Origin of the sequence: Marinomonas aquiplantarum (assembly GCF_003314975.1) — a bacterium.
Classification (GTDB): Bacteria; Pseudomonadota; Gammaproteobacteria; order Pseudomonadales; family Marinomonadaceae; genus Marinomonas; species Marinomonas aquiplantarum.
On record NZ_QNRF01000007.1, the window covers coordinates 108,885 to 127,730 of the forward strand.

The 18,846-nt window shown below is 45.2% G+C and carries 18 protein-coding genes and 1 other RNA gene; 17 read left to right on the top strand and 2 right to left on the bottom strand.

Features of this window, described 5'->3' with window-relative positions:
- Positions 1 to 42 precede the first annotated feature (42 nt).
- Both motA and DFP76_RS13440 read left to right on the top strand, forming a co-directional pair.
- Entirely contained in the window at positions 43 to 897 is an 855-nt protein-coding gene (motA, locus tag DFP76_RS13435) for a flagellar motor stator protein MotA (RefSeq protein ID WP_113875157.1), read from the top strand.
- A 30-nt stretch (positions 898 to 927) separates the two neighbouring features.
- A complete protein-coding gene (locus DFP76_RS13440) occupies positions 928 to 1,836 on the top strand; it encodes a flagellar motor protein MotB (protein WP_113875158.1) in 909 nt (302 codons plus the stop codon).
- Between the two features lie 79 nt (positions 1,837 to 1,915).
- Here the strand turns inward: DFP76_RS13440 and rsgA are convergent, their stop codons facing one another.
- Positions 1,916 to 2,950 (bottom strand): small ribosomal subunit biogenesis GTPase RsgA, encoded by a 1,035-nt coding sequence (gene rsgA / locus DFP76_RS13445; RefSeq protein WP_113875159.1) that lies wholly within the window; start codon positions 2,948 to 2,950, stop codon positions 1,916 to 1,918.
- Positions 2,951 to 3,024: 74 nt separating this feature from the next.
- Here rsgA and orn point away from each other — a divergent pair, with 74 nt between their 5' ends.
- Entirely contained in the window at positions 3,025 to 3,576 is a 552-nt protein-coding gene (orn, locus tag DFP76_RS13450; protein ID WP_113875160.1) for an oligoribonuclease, read from the top strand.
- Positions 3,577 to 3,646: 70 nt separating this feature from the next.
- Here orn and DFP76_RS13455 read toward each other — a convergent pair whose 3' ends face one another.
- A complete protein-coding gene (locus tag DFP76_RS13455) occupies positions 3,647 to 4,396 on the bottom strand; it encodes a sulfite exporter TauE/SafE family protein (RefSeq protein ID WP_113875161.1) in 750 nt (249 codons plus the stop codon).
- A gap of 140 nt (positions 4,397 to 4,536) precedes the next feature.
- Here DFP76_RS13455 and tsaE point away from each other — a divergent pair, with 140 nt between their 5' ends.
- The 14 genes from tsaE to rnpB all read left to right on the top strand — a co-directional run bounded on the left by tsaE (position 4,537) and on the right by rnpB (position 18,650).
- Complete coding sequence (gene tsaE / locus DFP76_RS13460; protein ID WP_113875162.1) at positions 4,537 to 5,007, top strand: tRNA (adenosine(37)-N6)-threonylcarbamoyltransferase complex ATPase subunit type 1 TsaE; 471 nt, start codon at positions 4,537 to 4,539, stop codon at positions 5,005 to 5,007.
- Positions 5,008 to 5,094: 87 nt separating this feature from the next.
- Positions 5,095 to 6,423, top strand: coding sequence for an N-acetylmuramoyl-L-alanine amidase (locus DFP76_RS13465; RefSeq protein ID WP_113875163.1), 1,329 nt, complete (start codon positions 5,095 to 5,097; stop codon positions 6,421 to 6,423).
- Positions 6,424 to 6,471: 48 nt separating this feature from the next.
- Positions 6,472 to 8,421, top strand: coding sequence for a DNA mismatch repair endonuclease MutL (gene mutL, locus DFP76_RS13470; RefSeq protein WP_113875164.1), 1,950 nt, complete (start codon positions 6,472 to 6,474; stop codon positions 8,419 to 8,421).
- Position 8,422: 1 nt separating this feature from the next.
- Complete coding sequence (miaA, locus tag DFP76_RS13475) at positions 8,423 to 9,355, top strand: tRNA (adenosine(37)-N6)-dimethylallyltransferase MiaA (protein ID WP_113875165.1); 933 nt, start codon at positions 8,423 to 8,425, stop codon at positions 9,353 to 9,355.
- Between the two features lie 89 nt (positions 9,356 to 9,444).
- Complete coding sequence (hfq, locus tag DFP76_RS13480; protein WP_013795956.1) at positions 9,445 to 9,690, top strand: RNA chaperone Hfq; 246 nt, start codon at positions 9,445 to 9,447, stop codon at positions 9,688 to 9,690.
- A 33-nt stretch (positions 9,691 to 9,723) separates the two neighbouring features.
- Positions 9,724 to 11,013, top strand: a complete 1,290-nt coding sequence (gene hflX, locus DFP76_RS13485; protein WP_113875166.1) for a ribosome rescue GTPase HflX — start codon at positions 9,724 to 9,726, stop codon at positions 11,011 to 11,013.
- Between the two features lie 39 nt (positions 11,014 to 11,052).
- The gene (gene hflK / locus DFP76_RS13490) at positions 11,053 to 12,297 is read left to right on the top strand and encodes an FtsH protease activity modulator HflK (protein ID WP_113875167.1); all 1,245 of its coding nucleotides are present in this window, start codon (positions 11,053 to 11,055) and stop codon (positions 12,295 to 12,297) included.
- Positions 12,297 to 13,178: a protease modulator HflC gene (hflC, locus tag DFP76_RS13495; protein WP_113875168.1), complete on the top strand. Its 882-nt coding sequence runs from the start codon at positions 12,297 to 12,299 to the stop codon at positions 13,176 to 13,178. Before hflK ends, hflC begins: the two co-directional genes overlap by 1 nt.
- A 110-nt stretch (positions 13,179 to 13,288) precedes the next feature.
- Entirely contained in the window at positions 13,289 to 13,486 is a 198-nt protein-coding gene (locus DFP76_RS13500) for a DUF2065 domain-containing protein (protein WP_063331392.1), read from the top strand.
- 12 nt (positions 13,487 to 13,498) lie between these two features.
- The gene (locus DFP76_RS13505) at positions 13,499 to 14,668 is read left to right on the top strand and encodes an ATP phosphoribosyltransferase regulatory subunit (RefSeq protein ID WP_113875169.1); all 1,170 of its coding nucleotides are present in this window, start codon (positions 13,499 to 13,501) and stop codon (positions 14,666 to 14,668) included.
- Between the two features lie 44 nt (positions 14,669 to 14,712).
- On the top strand, positions 14,713 to 16,011 hold the full coding sequence (locus DFP76_RS13510) for an adenylosuccinate synthase (protein WP_113875170.1): 1,299 nt from the start codon (positions 14,713 to 14,715) through the stop codon (positions 16,009 to 16,011).
- Between the two features lie 215 nt (positions 16,012 to 16,226).
- A complete protein-coding gene (locus DFP76_RS13515; RefSeq protein WP_063331389.1) occupies positions 16,227 to 16,925 on the top strand; it encodes a response regulator transcription factor in 699 nt (232 codons plus the stop codon).
- A gap of 6 nt (positions 16,926 to 16,931) precedes the next feature.
- Complete coding sequence (locus DFP76_RS13520; protein ID WP_113875171.1) at positions 16,932 to 18,239, top strand: HAMP domain-containing sensor histidine kinase; 1,308 nt, start codon at positions 16,932 to 16,934, stop codon at positions 18,237 to 18,239.
- 63 nt (positions 18,240 to 18,302) lie between these two features.
- Positions 18,303 to 18,650, top strand: an RNA gene (rnpB, locus tag DFP76_RS13525) — RNase P RNA component class A.
- The last annotated feature ends 196 nt before the right edge of the window (positions 18,651 to 18,846 follow it).

Below are 18,846 nucleotides of genomic sequence, written 5' to 3' on the forward strand. Positions count from 1 at the left end.
TTATGTAAGAGCATACTTTGTCAGTATTAAGGAAGTAAAAATATGTTTGCATTAGCAGGCCTGCTGGTCGTTATCGTCAGTGTTGTAACTGGATACGTGGCCGCACATGGACAGTTATTGGCGTTATGGCAGCCTTTTGAAATTATCATTATTTGTGGTGCTGCATTAGGGGCTTTTATGATAGCGAACCCTTTTGTTGTTCAGAAGAAAGTCTTTACTATGCTGCCGCAAGTGGTTACCGGAAGCCGACACAACAAGCGCTTTTACTCTCAGTTATTGGGGTTAATGTTTTGTTTGTTTCAGAAGAGCCGTCAAGAGGGCTTTTTGTCTATTGAGGAGGACATTGAGTCTCCTTTCACCAGCGATTTGTTTAATCGCTTCCCAGATGTTGTGCGTGATCACGAGGTCGTCAATTTTCTTACCGACAATTACCGTATCTTCACTTTGACGGGGCTGCCTGCTTACGAAATTGAAGCCATCATGGACAATGAGATAGAGCAAATCCAAGAAGAGTTAGTCGAGCCAGGGCATGCTTTGAATCGTGTCGCCGAAGGTCTGCCTGGTTTTGGTATTGTTGCGGCAGTGCTGGGGATTGTGATTACCATGGGGTCGATTGGTGGTCCGATGGAGGAGATAGGCTATCATGTCGCAGCGGCTTTGGTGGGGACGTTTTTAGGGATTTTCTTTGCTTATGGTTTTGTTGGTCCTGCATCAGCGCATCTTGAGACGCTTGGTGGTCATGAATTAAAAGCGTATTTGTGTATCAAGGCCTGTTTGAACTCAGTGGTATCTGGCTATGCGCCGCCAGTTGCGGTTGAAACGGGGCGCAAATTATTACCGCCGGATATGCGCCCAAGTTTTGCTGAATTATCCATTGAATTACAGCAGTATCGCTAATTTGAACGTTTGGTATCAGGAGAGAGTGAGATGGCCTTAGGTTCAAATAGCTTAGTTATTCGACGAGTCAAAAAAGTCAAAAAAGGTGGTCATCATGGTGGTGCATGGAAAATTGCTCTAGCGGATTTCGCGCTGGCAATGATGGCGTTCTTTTTGGTGTTATGGATTATTAGTGTGGCATCCCCAGAAGAAAGGGAAACCATTCAAGGGTATTTTCAGGACCCTATGGGCGCTGGTACGGCAGGTTTTAGCGCTAATCCTATTGATTTGGGCGGAAGTCCTGCCATGAGTATTGAGAGAAAGTTGGATTTGCAATTGCCTGAGCCAGGCAGTACCGATGTGCCGAGCCATGAAACGGGGTTGGGCAACGGTGATGAGTCCTCGGTATCACAAAGCTTAAATGATTTGGTAAAAGAGGAGTTAGAAAAAAACAACATCGTCTTATCCAAACAGAAAAACTTACGGCTTGAAATTACTCCTATCGGTGTCCGTATTACCTTGTTGGATACACCAGATAAGCCAATGTTTGAGCGTGGTAGTGCGCGCATGGTGCCAGACATTGAGAATACGTTGCTAACAATGTCGTCACTGTTTAATCGGGTGAAAAATCCCATTGTCATCAGTGGCCATACAGATTCTTCTAAATACACTGGCTCTGCTCGATTGAATAATTGGGATTTATCGGCCATGCGGGCGAATGCGGCGCGTCAGATTTTAGAGGAAGGGGGCGTTAGTGATGCTCGGTTTGCTCAAGTAACGGGGTTAGGTGGTACGGTACCATACAACCGCTTAAATCCAGCTGGTCCAGAAAATAGACGTATAAGCATTACCTTAATGACAGATGAGGCCTATCGTAAATTGCTAAACCAGAATCGTCGTAACTTTGGTAACCCGGCAAAGCAATCGGATCTGAAGCTTACACCAGAAATGGTTTTTTAGATAAAGTAGTCCATATTTTGTGGAATAGAGTGATATCTGTGCGATTAAAATGCGAGCCAATTGGCTCGCATTTTTTGATTTAAAAGGCTTGGTTTTCTCTGATGGATTGTTTAATGCGTAAGTAGCTTTGGAATCTGTGCTCGGAAATTTCACCTTTCTCTAAGGCTTCTAAAATGGCGCAGCCAGGTTCCTTTTCATGGGCGCAGTCGCGGAAGCGGCAATAACCAATGTGTGGGCGAAACTCAATGAAGCCATTCAACAGTTCGTCTTCACTAATGTGCCACAGGCCAAACTCTCGGATGCCGGGAGAGTCGATTAAGTCGCCCCCTTTTGGCATATGGAATAATCGTGCTGTGGTTGTAGTGTGAGTGCCTTTTTTGCGTTTCTGCGACAGCTCACCCACGCTGATCTCAATGCCAGGTAATAGGGTGCCAATTAATGACGATTTACCGACCCCTGATTGGCCAACAAATACACTGGTTTTGTCGCCAAGGAATTGGAAAAGAGATTCCATTCCGGCTTGGTCTTTGGTGGAGGTACGAATGATTCGATAATCGAGCTGCTCATAGGTCTCTAGCAAGGCATTGAGTTGCTCTCGGTTACTGTCATTGATTAGGTCGCACTTATTAAGCAAAATCACCGGCGGTATGCCAACGGTTTCAGCGGCGACTAAATAGCGATCGATTAGATTGGCATGGGCGACAGGTTCTGCGGCAATCACAATAACAATATGGTCTATGTTTGCAGCAACTGGTTTTAGGCGGCCGTGCATGTCTGGTCGTGATAGGGACGTTTGTCTATCCGTTGTCGCAACCACTACACCACCGGCTTGTTGTTTGGGGCGCCAAATAACCTTATCCCCAGTCACTAGTTGCCCTAGATTGGCTCTTAAGTTGCAACGAGTAGAGACACCGACAAAAGGTGGTTGAGTGCCTTCCACTTCCACTTGGGTGCCAAAATGGGAGATCACGATGCCTTGGGTTTCTGGGCCAAGGTCAGAGGATTGCAGCAACTCTTCTGCTTTGTTGCTGCGTTTTTTGGTTCTTTCAATGCGCTCTTGTTGAATCTTTTCAATGCGCCAAGTTTGCTGTTTGGTGAGTTTTCGCTTCGACATTCGTCTTTTCTGATCCTATAGTAAGGCGCATAGAGTATAATGCTTGGCAATGATAATAAAGGATTTGAGTGAGTATGAGTTTGAATAAAGACAATTTAATCTGGATTGACCTTGAAATGACAGGGTTGGAACCAGAGCAAGATACCATTATTGAAATTGCGACTGTGGTCACAGACAAAGATTTAAATGTGTTGGCCAAAGGCCCTAATTTGGTCATTCATCAAGACAAATCTGTAATGGATGGTATGGATGAATGGTGTACTCAGCATCATGGCGCATCCGGTTTAACCGCTAAGGTGCTGGCATCTGACATTGATATGGCGACTGCCGAAGCACAAACCATTGCCTTTCTTGAGCAATATGTACCGGCTGGTGTGTCACCGATCTGCGGCAACAGTGTGGGGCAAGATCGTCGTTTTCTTTACCGTTATATGCCTAAGTTAGAAGCGTATTTCCATTATCGTTATCTGGATGTGAGTACCATTAAAGAATTGGCTCGTCGTTGGAAGCCAGAAGCATTAGAGGGGTTTACAAAATCCGGTGCGCACTTGGCCTTGGACGATATTATGGAGTCCATTGGTGAACTCAAGCATTATCGTAAGACCATGTTTGGTTTAGATGCTTGATGCAGTGTGATAGAAAGTGAATTGCAGACATAAAAAAGCGAGCATAGGCTCGTTTTTTTATGTCGTAAGATTATAGCAATGCCATGCCGCCATCCCAGATCAATTTTAAACCTGTGATAAACAGAAAACTGTACATGCATTTAAAGAAGAGTTCGGTTGAAATGCGATAATGCAGCCAAGCGCCAAGTTGTACGCCGACATAGGCTAATGGTGCGAAGCACAGTGATAACAGTATATTAGAGAGATTAAGTTGGCCTAACATGCCATAGGGAATCAGCTTGACGTAATTGATGGCAGTAAAAATAACCGCTGCCGTGGCAACATATTGTGTTTTGTCTAAATTGGCTCTGAGTAAATACACGCTCATCGGCGGGCCGCCCGCGTGGGCAATAAAACTAGTGAAGCCACCTAATGTGCACCATAATCGGCCAGCTATTGCGCTCAGTGGTTTAGGTTGCTTGGTGCGGTGTTTTCGAGGCCAAGAATTAAGCGTAAAGCCAACAGCAATAACGCCAACCATGATTTTGAGCCAATCCGCCGAAAACCATGATGCGGTTAAACCGCCGATTATGACTCCTGCGATGGCAGCAGGGATGCAGTTGATTAGCTCTTGTTTATTCCATTTTCGCCAAAACTTTTGCACGGTAAAAATGTCCATTAAACATAAGATGGGTAGCATGATGGCGGCGGCATAAACTGGCGAGGTCTGTAATGAGATTAACGGCACGGCAATGATACCGAAAGCGCCTGAAAATCCTCCTTTTGAAATGCCGGTGATGAAAACTGCGATTGCGATCAATGTAATGAGTAGCCAATCCATGAAATGCCTTAAAACAAACTTATCGGTGATAAGTGATTGATTATGCGGTATCAGAGCTTGTTTCAAAAGCTTTGTGTATTAGAATTGTCTGAGTTTCAGTATGGTCCCAGTGTGATTGGACGAAGAAGGTTTAAGAGCGAATGCAAATAGCAAAAGATATTTACGGAGAGGCGGACATGGAAGCCTTCGGTGCGGCGTTATCGGTCGCGCTGCGAAGTGGCGGTGTGGTTTACCTAGAAGGTGATCTTGGAATGGGTAAAACCACCTTGGTTCGAGGTATGTTACGTGGCATGGGCCACGAAGGGCCAGTAAAAAGCCCGACTTATACCATTGTTGAGCCTTACGAATTGGCAGATCTAGAGGTCTATCACTTTGATTTATATCGAGTTGGTGATGCTGAAGAGTTGGAGTTTATGGGGATTCGAGACTATTTTACAGAGCAGAGTTTATGTCTGATTGAATGGGCGGAAATGGGGCAAGGAATTCTGCCGCAAGCGGATTTAATTGTGCGTTTGGAGTTGATTCGTCAAGGTCGTCATGCGGTGCTTGAAGCGACAACGGATAAAGGGTTGATCGCAATGACGAAGTTACGAAACTTGGTTGTCGATTAACCTATCAAATTCTTTACGATCAGTAAGATTGAGATCCACTGGTTCAGCCGTTATAGTGTGTCTCTTATATATAGCTAGCTGTCTGATATGCAAACTAAATTTCAAACTTTTTTAAGTATCATTTTGGTCTGGATGACGTCCATTGTAGCGATGGAAGTGTCTGCGGCTGAAGTGCGCGATATTCGTGTTGCCCAACAAGAAGGGGTAACTCGTTTGGTATTTGAGCTATCCAGTAAATCTGAACATCGTATTTTTCCCTTATCTAACCCTGATCGCATTGTGGTTGATATTAGTGATGCTAGTTTGAGCAACTCAGTGGTTAATGGCTTGAAGGCTTTATCGTCTGATGTATTGATGCGAGTGCGTTATGCTAAACGTAACACGGGAGTTCGTTTTGTATTGGATTTGGCGCAAGCGGCACGCGCCAAAAGTACGGTTTTATCTGCCAATGACACCTATGGTCCAAGAATCTTGGTCGAGCTCGAATACGGAAAGAAAAAACCCGCCACCATTGTGAAAAGTCTAGCCAATATTTCCCAAGAAAAGCGCGACATTGTGATTGCTATTGATCCAGGCCATGGCGGTAAAGACCCGGGCGCGTTAGGGCAATATAAAGTGCGTGAGAAAGACATTGTGCTGTCGATCGCGAAAGAATTGGCGAAACGAATCAATGCGGTAGACGGTTTCAAAGCGGTATTGACTCGCTCCACGGATGTTTATCTCAAGTTGCGTGATCGTTCTCGAGTCGCTCGAGAAGCAAACGCAGATTTGATGATTTCTGTGCACGCGGATGCCTTCACTAAAGCCAGTGCGCGTGGGGCGTCGGTGTGGGCTTTGTCGTTAAGCGGCAAAAGCTCGGAAATGGGTCGCTGGTTGGCGCAACAAGAAAATTCAGCCGATTTGGTGGGCGGTATCTCATTAGACGACAAAGATCAGCTATTGGCTGAAGTCTTGCTCGATATGTCAATGAATTCGACCATTCAGATGAGCCTGAATATTGGTGAAAGCGTGCTTGGCCAAATGAAAGGGGTGGCTAAATTACACAAAAACTCCGTTCAGCAGGCTGGCTTTGTGGTGCTTAAATCGCCAGATATACCTTCTATTCTTATCGAGACCGGATTTGTTTCAAACAAAACGGAAGCGAAAAACCTTTCTAGTCGAACGTATCGAGTGAAGTTAGCGGCGTCTATTTCCAGAGGCGTGATTGAGTATTTCACGAAAAATGCGCCGGAAGGCACTTTAGTCGCATGGAAACAGAAAAAACATTCTGACTATGTATACACAGTGAGTAAAGGCGATACTCTGTCACAAATTGCGCGTCGAAATCAGGTCTCTTTGGCGGTTTTGAGAAAAGCCAATAAGCTAAAAAATGATGTTATCTGGGTGGGTCAAAAGCTCGTTATTCCGGCCGGGTAATCAGATCAGGTGCCCACTATCAATGGGCCAAAATAAATAAGGTCGTTAATGAAAAGAATCAATCTTTTATCGCCACGTCTTGCTAACCAAATCGCTGCAGGTGAAGTGGTTGAGCGCCCAGCCTCTGTGGTAAAAGAGTTGCTGGAAAATAGTTTGGATGCTGGCGCTTCCCAATTGGACATTGATGTAGAGCAGGGTGGCGTGAGGCGAATTAAGATTCGCGATAATGGCGTCGGTATCGTAAAAGACGATTTGTCCCTTGCTCTAAGTCGTCATGCCACCAGTAAAATTGTCACACTTGATGATCTTGAGGCGGTGAATACTTTAGGTTTTCGTGGTGAGGCGCTGGCCAGTATTAGCTCAGTATCGAGAATGCATCTCACCTCTCAGGCGGAAAACGAGAACGAAGCTTGGCGCGTAGAAGCAGAAGGCAAAGACATGGCGGCAGCAATTCGTCCAGCGTCGCATCCGCAAGGCACCACAATTGATGTACGTGATTTGTTTTTTAATACGCCTGCGCGGCGCAAGTTCTTGCGCACCGAGAAGACGGAATTTTCACATCTTGAAGAAGTGGTCAAGCGCTTGGCGTTAAGTCGTTATGAGACAGGTTTTCGTCTGAGTCATAACGGCAAGCAAGTCTATGACTTACGTCCTGTGACGGATCAGCTGCATGCTGAGCATCGTCTAGCGACTTTGTTAGGTAAAAAGTTCATTGAGAATTCCTTAACGCTGGATGTAGAGGCGGCGGGTCTGCGCCTTTGGGGATGGATAGGTTTACCGACCTTTTCACGTTCTCAGGCTGATCTACAGTATTTCTTTGTGAATGGTCGAGTGGTTAAAGATAAGTTGGTGGCGCACGCTGTACGTCAAGCCTATCGTGATGTTTTGTACAATGGTCGTCACCCGACCTTTGTTTTATATCTTGAATTAGACCCGTCTACAGTGGATGTGAACGTGCACCCGACGAAGCATGAAGTGCGTTTTCGTGATGGGCGTTTGGTTCACGACTTCTTATTCAGTCGTATCCACAAAGCCATAGCGGATGTTCGACCAGAATCGGATTCTGCTCCAACTGGTGTGGCGGACAGTCAGGACGGTTCTGCCTCTATTGCTGCAATATCAGAGCAGTCTGCATTGCCATTAGCTAATCGCCCCGCCGCTTCCAGTATGGATTGGATGCGTCAAACGGGTTACCAAGGCGGCTCTCAAGTAAATTCGCAAAATCCAAGTGGTGATTCCATTCGTAGCCAGTTAGAAGGGATGCAGAGGCTTTCAGGTTACGCGGGAGAGCTTGCTCAGTCTGGTGCTCAACTCACTGAAGAAATTGACCCTGATACAGGTGAAATTAAAACGGTGGCAATGGCTCAATCGCCTTCGCCTTTTCATCATGTGGCAGAAAACGATTATCAAAAAGTACCACCGTTAGGGTATGCCGTAGCACAGATACACGGTGTGTATATTCTCTCGGAGAGTGAGCAAGGGCTGATCGTTGTAGATATGCATGCGGCTCATGAGCGGATCGTTTATGAGCGTATGAAAAATGCATTTTATGAAAAGAACATATCCACTCAACCTTTGTTGGTGCCGATCAATATCTCGGTTTCACAAAGCGAGGCTGACTTAGTTGAAGAAAACGGTCAGGTGTTTGAAGCATTTGGGTTTAAGGTTGAGCGAACTGGTTTGGAAAGTGTCATGGTGCGAGAAGTGCCTATTATCCTCATTCGTGGTGATGTTGAAAATCTAGTGCGAGATGTTATTAGTGATTTGTCCACCAATGGTGTGTCGGATTTATTGGAGTCACGTGCCAACGAATTGATGGCATCTATGGCGTGTCATGGTGCAGTACGTGCCAATCGTAAGCTCACAATTGAAGAAATGAACAGCTTGTTGCGCGATATGGAAGTGACGGAGCGCAGTGGGCAATGTAACCATGGACGGCCGACTTGGGCATACTTGAGTATGTCTGACTTAGACAAACTCTTTTTACGAGGTCGCTAAAATGGCTAAACCGCAAGTGGTGTGTTTGATGGGGCCAACTGCCTCGGGTAAAACTGGCTTGGCTGTTGAGCTGGCAGAGCAGCATAATTTTGAGATTATCAGCGTAGATTCTGCTCTGGTATACAAAGGGATGGATATTGGTACAGCAAAGCCGGATGCAGAATTGCTGGCCAGAGCGCCTCATCGTTTAATTGATATTATTGACCCGAATGAGTCTTACTCCGCAGCAGATTTTGTTGTTGACGCTGTGGCGCATGTTGAAGACATTTTGTCGAAAGGCAAGACGCCATTATTGGTCGGCGGCACCATGATGTATTTCAATGCTCTGCAAAAAGGTTTGGCGGATATGCCAAAAGCAGACGCAGAGTTGCGACAGCAGATTGAATTAGAGGCGGAGCAAAATGGCTGGGCCGCATTGCACGCAGAGTTGGCAGCTATAGACCCAGAGGCTGCTGAACGTATTCACCCAAATGATCCGCAACGACTGCAGCGTGCGTTAGAGGTCTATCGGTTAACCGGTAAAACCATGACCCAGTGGTGGGCCGAGCAAGAAAAAGTGGCCTTGCCATTTGATATGATCAATATGGCGGTGATGCCGAAAGAGCGTAGCGTATTGCATGAGCGTATTGAGTTGCGCTTTCACCAAATGATGGAACAGGGCTTTTTGGCAGAAGTAGAAGCCTTGTATCGTCGTGGGGACCTTACCATTGATATGCCTTCTATGCGTTGTGTTGGTTATCGTCAACTGTGGCAGTATTTAGAAGGTGACGATTTGTTAGAAGATGCTATCTTTAAAGGAGTCGTTGCTTCGCGTCAATTGGCGAAACGACAGCTGACTTGGTTGCGAGGCTGGGAAGATTTGATGATTTTTGACAGTTTATCGAAAGAACTTACCTCTGAGGCCTTGAATTACATAGAAAGCAGGATTATATAGGGGAAATAATAAAAAATTTGGTGTAGTATCTACGGTATTGTTTTTTCAATATTTAATTTATTAGTTTTCGCTTTTTTAAGGAGATTCCGATGTCAAAAGGGCAATCATTACAAGACCCTTACTTAAATGTTCTACGCAAAGAAAGAGTACCTGTTTCTATCTTTCTTGTGAATGGAATTAAACTTCAAGGCCAGATTGAGTCATTTGATCAGTTTGTGATTCTTTTGAAAAACACAGTTAGCCAAATGGTATACAAACATGCCATTTCGACTGTTGTGCCTTCTCGTACTATCCGCATGCCGTCTCCTGATCAGCCGGAAGATGCCGCTGAATAGTTTGTCTGACAAGACAAACAGAGGAATATAAGATTGTTTTTTGAACGCCCTGATAGTGGTGAAATTGCTGTTGTGGTCCACATTGATTTTAACGATCAAAGCGAAAGCTATGGACCAGAAGAGTTTGTTGAGCTTGCTATGTCGGCTGGTGCAGACCCTGTTGCTGTTGTTACAGGGTCCCGTCAGCGTCCTGATGCCAAGTATTTTGTTGGTAGCGGGAAATTAGATGAAATTAAAGATATTGTTGATCACGAAGAAGCCCAAGTGGTGTTGTTTGATCATGCCTTATCGCCATCTCAAGAGCGTAACTTAGAAAGTGTTTTGAAATGTCGAGTGCTTGACCGTACTGGTTTGATACTGGATATTTTTGCCCAACGTGCTCGTACTCATGAGGGTAAGCTGCAAGTTGAGCTGGCTCAGTTACAACATATGTCCACCCGTCTGATTCGAGGTTGGACTCACTTAGAACGCCAAAAAGGCGGCATCGGTATGCGTGGCCCTGGTGAAACCCAGTTGGAAACGGACCGTCGCTTGCTTCGTGTACGCATTAAATCCATTCAGAAACGCCTTGAAAAAGTCGGCACGCAACGAGACCAAAGTCGTCGTTCTCGTGCACGTTCTGCTGTCCCTACTGTGTCTTTAGTGGGCTACACAAATGCGGGTAAGTCGACATTGTTTAACCGTATTACTGGCTCTGAGGTGTATGCGGCGGACCAATTGTTTGCGACACTGGATCCGACCTTGAGACGCCTAGACATTGAGCAGATTGGTTCGATTGTTTTGGCAGATACGGTTGGCTTTATTCGCCAATTGCCACATAGATTGATTAAAGCGTTTCAGGCGACTCTAAAAGAGTCGGCGGAAGCGGATTTGTTGTTGCATGTGGTTGATGCTGCTGACATTTCACGTGATGATAATATGCATCATGTGGATGCTGTGTTGGAAGAAATTGGTGCGGACGAAGTGCCAAGTTTGTTGGTTTTTAATAAAATTGATGCACTTCCTACGGCTGAGCCACGTATAGATAGAGATGAGCAAGGGAACCCAAGACGAGTTTGGTTGTCTGCTCGTGATGGCGATGGTTTAGAATTACTAAAGCAAGCCATTGCAGAGTTGTTGGCAGTGGATGTGTTTACTGAAACATTGAATTTGCCGAGTCATTATGGACGCCTACGCGCTATGTTGTTTGAGCATGGAGCGGTTACGTCAGAGCGTTTTGATGAAAATGGCCATTTTGTGTTGGATGTAAAACTGCCTAAGAAAGATTATTTACAGATTTTAGCTCGTGTTGGTATGTCTGAAGATCAGATTGTAGCAGCATAGGTCACTGGAATTATCATTAAAATAAAGTGGAGATGTAGTATGGCCTGGAATGAACCGGGTAATAACGACAACGACCCATGGAATCCAGATAAAAACCGTAATAATGGTGCTGGTCGCCCAGATGAAGGTCGCGATAAAGAGAAGAATAACGATCCTTGGGGTCGTCCATCTGGCGGAAAAGATCAAGGACCACCTGATCTTGACGAAGCCTTTAATAAATTGATGGACATGCTTGGGGTTAGAAAATCTCGTAAAGGCGGCGGCTCAAATGGTGGCGGTCCTGGTTTGTCTGGCAAATTCAGTGGCGGTTTGATTGCTATTGTGTTTTTGGCTTTGTTCGCGCTTTGGGCGGCAACTGGTGTTTATCAGGTTGACCAGCAGGAGCGAGGCGTGGTGTTGCGTTTGGGTGAATATCATTCGACTGTGATGCCGGGTTTGCATTGGAATCCACCAATGATTGATTCCGTTAGCAAAGTCAATGTGACAAAAGTACGTTCACATGATCACAAAGCGCTTATGTTGACTGTAGATGATGCGATTGTTGAGGTTGGTGTGTCGGTTCAGTACTCAGTACAGAATCCGAAAGACTTCTTGATCAATGTGCGCAATCCAGAAGAGTCTTTGGCTCAAATGACAGAAAGTGCACTTCGCCATGTTGTGGGTAGCTCAGAAATGGGGCAAATCCTAACAGAGGGGCGTGAGTTGTTGGCTGATGAAGTGAAAACACGTATTCAGTCTTACAGTGATTTGTATGGCACAGGCCTGCTTATTTCTAAAGTAAACGTTGAGAACACTCAAGCGCCAACTCAGGTGCAAGAGGCTTTTGATGACGTTATTAAGGCAAAAGAAGATGAGTTGCGAGTGAAAAACGAAGCCGAATCTTACGCTAATGGTGTGATTCCAGAAGCGCGTGGTCGTGCTCAGCGTATTCGTGAGGAAGCGGAAGCTTATCGTTCTGAAATTGTTGCTCGTGCGAGTGGTCAGGCTGATCGTTTTGATCGTTTGTATCGCGAATATACTAAAGCACCTGAAGTGACTCGTCGTCGTTTGTACATCGAAACAGTTGAGTCTGTTTATAAAGACGTTAACAAGGTTGTTGTTGATACCGAAGGTGGGAATAACATGATGTACTTGCCGCTTGATCAATTGATGAAGCAGTCAGCAGCGTCAGCCAGTGGTTCTTCAAACTTGGGGTCGTCTGATATTAGCAGTCTAACTGATCAGGTGTTAAACGAGTTGCGTAAGCGCCAAGGTGTCACCGTTCGCAGAGAGGGTAGAAATTAATGAAAGGCTTTTCTTTTGTCGTTTTATTTGTACTTCTTCTTGTCGTTTTGGTGGGGTCTCAGACGTTATATGTCGTGAAAGAGACTGAGCGCGCCGTTGTTTTGCGTTTTGGTGAGATCGTTGAAGACGATGTGCAGCCAGGTTTGCATTTCAAACTGCCGATCATGAACGAAGTGAAGAAGTTTGATGCGCGTATCCTAACAATGGATTCACGCCCACAGCGTTATTTGACTCTAGAGCAGAAAGCCGTTGTGGTAGATTCTTACGTAAAATGGAAGATTGATTCCGTTGCTAAGTTCTATCAGGCCACTTCTGGTGACGAGTTTGTTGCGAATCGTGTCTTATCATCGCGAGTAGACACAGGCTTGCGTAACAAGTTTGGTGAGCGAACCATGCACGAAGTGGTGTCTGGTGAGCGTGATTTGCTGATGACGGAGTTGCGTGATGACCTTAATCAGGTTGCGCAAAACGAATTGGGTATTTCCATTATTGATATCCGTGTGAAGCGAATTGACCTTCCGCCAGATGTGAGTGAGTCGGTTTATCAGCGTATGCGTACTGAGCGTGAGCGTGAGGCTCGTGAGCACAGATCGAAAGGTCTAGAGCTAGCAGAAGGTATTCGTGCGGATGCGGATCGTCAAAAAGTCGTTTTAGAAGCTGAAGCTCAACGTGATGCGGAGATGATCCGTGGTGATGGTGACGCAAAAGCAGCGGCTATTTATTCGAAAGTTTACAAGCAAGATCCAGAGTTCTATGAGTTCTATCGTAGCTTGCAAGCCTACCGTGAAAGCTTTCAGGGTAATGGTAATCTGTTTGTTCTTGAGCCTGATAGCGAGTTTTTCAAATATTTGAATAGCTCTGCAGGCGATGGTTCAAAATAGATAATCGCGAATAATCGTACGACAAGCCTATTTGTTAAAATAGGAAACATGGTACTATTACAAAAACCGGGTCAGGCCCGGTTTTTTAATGGTTGGAACAAAGAGAATCTATGCAGGAATTGTTGCAGTCGCTACTGGTTGGCGTCAGCCTTTTATTGATCGCTGAGGGGATTTTGCCGTTTCTCGCTCCACATTTTTGGAGAGAAATCATGGCAAGGGCTGTCGCAAGCTCGGATTTTAATCTACGTATTCTGGGGGCGGTTAGTATGTTTCTTGGAGTAGTACTTCTTTTGCTGACACGAAGCTAAGAGGATAATTTAATGACATTAGCAGATCGCTGGTTACTCCCAGAGGGAGTAGACGAAGCTTTGCCTGAGCAGGCTGCTAAAATAGAACACCTTAGAAGAACTCTGCTTAATCTCCATCAAAGTTGGGGATATCAATTAGTAATACCTCCTCTTTTAGAGTATCTGGACTCCCTTTTGACGGGTGCTGGCTCAGACCTAGAAATTGAAACCTTCAAAGTAATTGATCAGTTATCTGGTCGTTTGATGGGGGTGCGCGCTGACTTTACATCGCAGGTTGCTCGTATCGATGCGCATTGCCTTAAAGAAGAAGGTGTGCAGCGTTTGAGTTATTGCGGCAGTGTATTGCGTACTGTGCCATCAGGTTTGGATGGTACACGTTGCCCAATTCAATTAGGTGCTGAAGTGTATGGTCACGGTGGCGTTGAAAGTGATATCGAGGTCTTGTCTTTGATGTTGCAGACTCTGTCCGTCGCTGGATTGTCAAATGTGGTGTTGGATCTTGGTCATATAGATATTGTGAACGGTGTTGTATCGGCTTGCCAGTTAAGTGCTGAGCAAGAAAGTAAATTAGCCGATTTATACCGATCAAAAGATCTGCCTGAGCTTGAGCGCTATGTTGAAACCTTAGGGCTAAGCGAAGAGCAGTCAGTTTGGTTGACTGAATTACCACGTCTCTGTGGTGGTCAGGAAGTGCTAGAGCAAGCGGACACATTGTTGGCGCCAATTTCTACGCCGGTAAAAGAAGCCATTGCCTTGTTGAAAGAAATGGCCGCGGCGATTGCACAGCGTTTCCCAGCGGTTGGCTTGCATTTTGATTTAAGTGATTTGATGTCATACAGCTACCACACTGGTGTAGTGTTTGCGGCTTATGTGCCAGGTCACGGCAATGCGATCGCTCGCGGCGGTCGTTATAACAATATTGGTCAAGTGTTTGGTCGTTCGCGTCCTGCGACAGGGTTTAGTACCGATGTGAAGGCTTTGGTAAGTCTTACTGAAGTTGAGGTTGCTAAGTCAAAAACAGTCGTGTCACCAGTGAGTCAAAGTGTTGAACTTTGGCAAAAGGTCAATGCATTGCGTGCTGAAGGTTATCGGGTGATTGAATCCCTTGATGATGTGGCGGCGAGCGAAGCAGATTATAAGCTGGATTTGGTGGATGGCGCATGGCAATTGCTGCCACGTTAACGCAAGACTTTTCTTTAAGAACTATCTAAATGAGACCTGAAACTATGGGTAAAAACGTTGTTATTCTGGGCACTCAATGGGGTGATGAAGGTAAGGGTAAGGTTGTTGACTTACTAACCGAAGACGTCGCGGCTGTTGTTCGTTTTCAAGGTGGTCACAATGCTGGTCACACTTTGGTGATCGATGGCAAGAAGACCGTCCTGCATTTGATTCCTTCTGGTATTTTGCGTGATGGCGTTCAGTGCATCATTGGTAATGGTGTGGTGTTGTCGCCAGCGGCTTTGAAAAAAGAAGTGTTAGAGCTTCAGGAGCAAGGTGTACCTGCCGTTGATCGTTTAAAGATCAGTGCAGCTTGTCCTTTGATTTTGCCTTACCACATTGCGCTTGATCAGGCTCGTGAGCAAGCGAAAGGTGAGAAAAAAATTGGTACAACGGGTCGCGGTATTGGGCCAGCTTATGAAGACAAAGTGGCTCGCCGTGCGATTCGTGTTGGTGATTTATTGGATGCAGAGCGTTTCGCAGCGAAGCTGAAAGAAGTGTTGGAGTACTACAACTTTGTGTTGACTCAATATCACAATGTTGAGGCCATTTCTTACGATGAGGTGTACGCTGAAGGCTTGGAGATGGCTGAATTCTTGCGCCCAATGGTAGCGGATACGATTACTCTTTTGCATGATCTGCGTAAAGCAGGTGCGAACATTATGTTCGAAGGTGCACAGGGGTCTTTGTTGGATGTAGATCACGGTACTTACCCATACGTTACCTCTTCTAATACCACTGCCGGTGGTGCGCCAGCAGGTACAGGCTTCGGTCCTTTGTATCTTGATTATGTTTTGGGTATTACCAAAGCGTACACGACTCGTGTTGGTTCTGGTCCTTTCCCAACAGAGCTATTCTGTGAGAATGGTCAGCGTCTAGGTGAGCGTGGGCATGAGTTTGGTGCAACAACAGGCCGTTCTCGTCGTTGTGGTTGGTTTGATGCGGTGGCTTTGCGTCATGCGGTGCAAATTAACTCTGTATCAGGTATCTGTTTGACAAAACTAGATGTTCTTGATGGTTTTGACACCGTTAAAGTATGTGTTGGTTATACTGATGCGGATGGTAACCCTGTTGCTGGCTCTTTGGTTGACAGCGAAGGTTACGAGCAAGCTCAGCCGACTTATGTTGAATTGCCAGGCTGGAGCGAGTCTACCGTTGGTGCTGAAAACTTTGAAGCGCTGCCAAAGAATGCTCAAGACTATATTCGTTATCTTGAAGAGCAAGTGGGTGTGCCGGTTGATATTATTTCAACGGGTCCTGATCGTAATGAAACAATTGTATTACGTGACCCATTCAAACAGTAAGTTATTCTATTTTTGACTTGATTGTTTTGTAAAGAAAGCCGCAGTTTTGCGGCTTTTTTGTTTCTCTAAATAGGTTCGTTCAACTTATTAGTATTCTTTGTAAATAGAGTGAAAAGAGGGGCGCGAGTGGGACTCCCTCTAAGGTAATCTTTACAATTGAATTGATGGCATAAAAACGCCGACATAATAAAGAATAGAGGAAGAGGATATTAGTTATGATGAAGTTATTGCTTGCGGATGATGATGCGCGCTTATCAGATTTGATAAAGGAATATTTTGACGGCGAAGGTTATGAAGTAGTGCATGCTTGGAATGGTCGTGAAGCACTGGAATTAATGGCGAATGATATGCCGGATATTGTGATTCTTGATGTCATGATGCCTGAACTGGACGGCTTTGAGACCCTTAAACAAATTCGCAACAAAAGCTCAGTCCCTGTCATTATGTTGACTGCCAAAGGTGATGATATCGATCGGATTTTGGGATTAGAAATGGGTGCGGATGATTACCTGTCTAAGCCATTTAATCCTCGTGAATTGTTGGCGCGTATTAAGGCTATTTTACGTCGCGCTAGTCAAGAAAGAGAAGATGATCCTACCGCTGATATTGAGCTAGCGGGTGTTTTATTGCGTCGTAAAGATCGTACTGTGTATTTAGAAGGTGAATTGGTTGAATTAACCACCTCTGAATATACCTTATTAGAATGTATGTTAATGGCGCCAGGGCAAGTGTTAACGAAACAAGAGTTGTCTGAAAAAGCCTTGGGTCGAAAATTGACTATGTATGACCGTAGTTTGGATATGCATATTAGTAATTTGCGTAAAAAAATAGGCAATTTAGAAAATGGTGATCCTCGTATTAAAACGGTTCGAGGTGTGGGTTATATTTTTGTTTCAAATGATCAAGGCGCATAGTTATTCATGAAAAACACTTTTCTGCGTGTGTTTCTGGTAGTGCTTCTCTCCAATATTATTGTGGTAAGTATTGGTTTGGGGATGGTGCATTTTATTCAGAAGCAAAATCAAGTTTCCGCTGATCTTTTGGGCGATATCGGTGTTCAGTTGGTTTCAAGTTATGAACAATTCGGTGTCGAATCTTTAGAGGAGGAAACAAAAAAAGCAGAGAGGCGTTTGTCTGGATCTATCTATTTGTATCAAGAGAATGGTCGGCCTTTACTGAAAGCCTTGCCACGTAATTTTCGGGAGCAAAATTCGGCGAGCGAAAATGGCCAGCCATCAGCAGATTTTCTGCATAGCCAATTTATTCAAGTGATTGGTGGTAACAATGTACAGTATTTGCTGATTTTTAAGCCAAATCCAGAGATTAACTCTTTGGCTCCTGAAGCTGTTGTTGGTTTTTCATTGTTGGGCTTGCTGGTGTCGAGTGGTGTGTTGGCATATTGGCTGCTGGGGCCTTTGCTGAAGTTGCAGCGCGTGGCTAGGTCGTTTGGTCGTGGCGATATGTCGGCTCGGGTTGAGCGCAAGATGGCTCGTCGAAGTGATGCGGTTGGTAAACTGGCACGAGAGTTTAATGAGATGGCCGAGCGAATCGAAACGCTGCTGTCGTCAAAAGAGCGTTTGATGCGGGATGTATCTCATGAGTTGCGAACGCCTTTGGCTCGAATTGAGGTGGCCTTGACCATTGCTGAAGACAAGCATGGTATGGATGCTCAAAAAAATTATTTGTGTCGTATCCGTACTGAATTGCATGAACTGGATGAGCTGATTGGTCAGGTGCTGACGTTAAGTCGTTTAGAGGCAGCGGCTCTAGTGAAAGAGCCAATGGATTTGCAGGCTTGGTTGGATGAAATTGTGGCTGATGTGAGCTTTGAAAGTCAGCTTAAAGGGATCACTGTTTTTAAAACGGGTCGATTGCCTAAAACCTTGTTTGGTGATCCGTTGCAATTACGCCACGCTATTGAGAATGTGCTACGTAATGCCTGTTTTTATGCGGGTGATGGTGGTGTCATTGAGGTTGTAACAGAAGAAAAAGCGGGTGAGGCCTTTATTTATGTACGGGACAACGGCCCTGGAGTGGATGATGAAAAGTTGGAAAAAATATTCCATGCTTTTTATCGTTCTTCTGAAGCGCGTGAAGCTAATAGTGGTGGTTTTGGGGTAGGGCTAACCATTTCCCAGCGAATTATTCGAGCTCACAAAGGCCGAATTACGGCTCGAAATCGCCCTGAAGGTGGTTTGGAAGTTTGTTTTTGTCTGCCGATGAAATAGAAACTTATCTAATCTGTCAAAATGCCTTGTTATTCTGTGGTGAGAAACGTAATATGCGCGTCGCAAGTTGGCCAGGCAGTCGCCGCTCATTTTATGAGGGGAGGAAAGTCCGGGCTTCGCAGGGTAAAGTGCCAGGTAACGCCTGGGGGGCGTGAGCCTACGGAAAGTGCAGCAGAAAATATACCGCCTAAGCAGTTTACTGCCGGTAAGGTTGAAATGGTGCGGTAAGAGCGCACCGCGCGACTGGCAACAGTTCGTGGCATGGTAAACCCCACTTGAAGCAAGACCAAATAGGAACTCTTTGGCGTGACCCGCGCTGAGTTCGGGTAGGTTGCTAAAGACGTGCAGCGATGTACGTATTAGATGAATGACTGTCCACGACAGAACCCGGCTTATCGGCCAACTTGCTTTTTTCTTTTTTCTTTTTTCTTTTTTGTTCTGTGTTGATTCCTTTTTTAAATATCTCCCTTTGATAAATCCTTATTTCCCACTTTTTACCCTTTTTTAGATTTTTTAGATGGGTAATTTGGGATGCTTTCCCATGTTTCTCCTTTATTCTTGTTTTTAAAGTCTTTTTTGCCTCCATAAATGCATTTCTTCACCACTT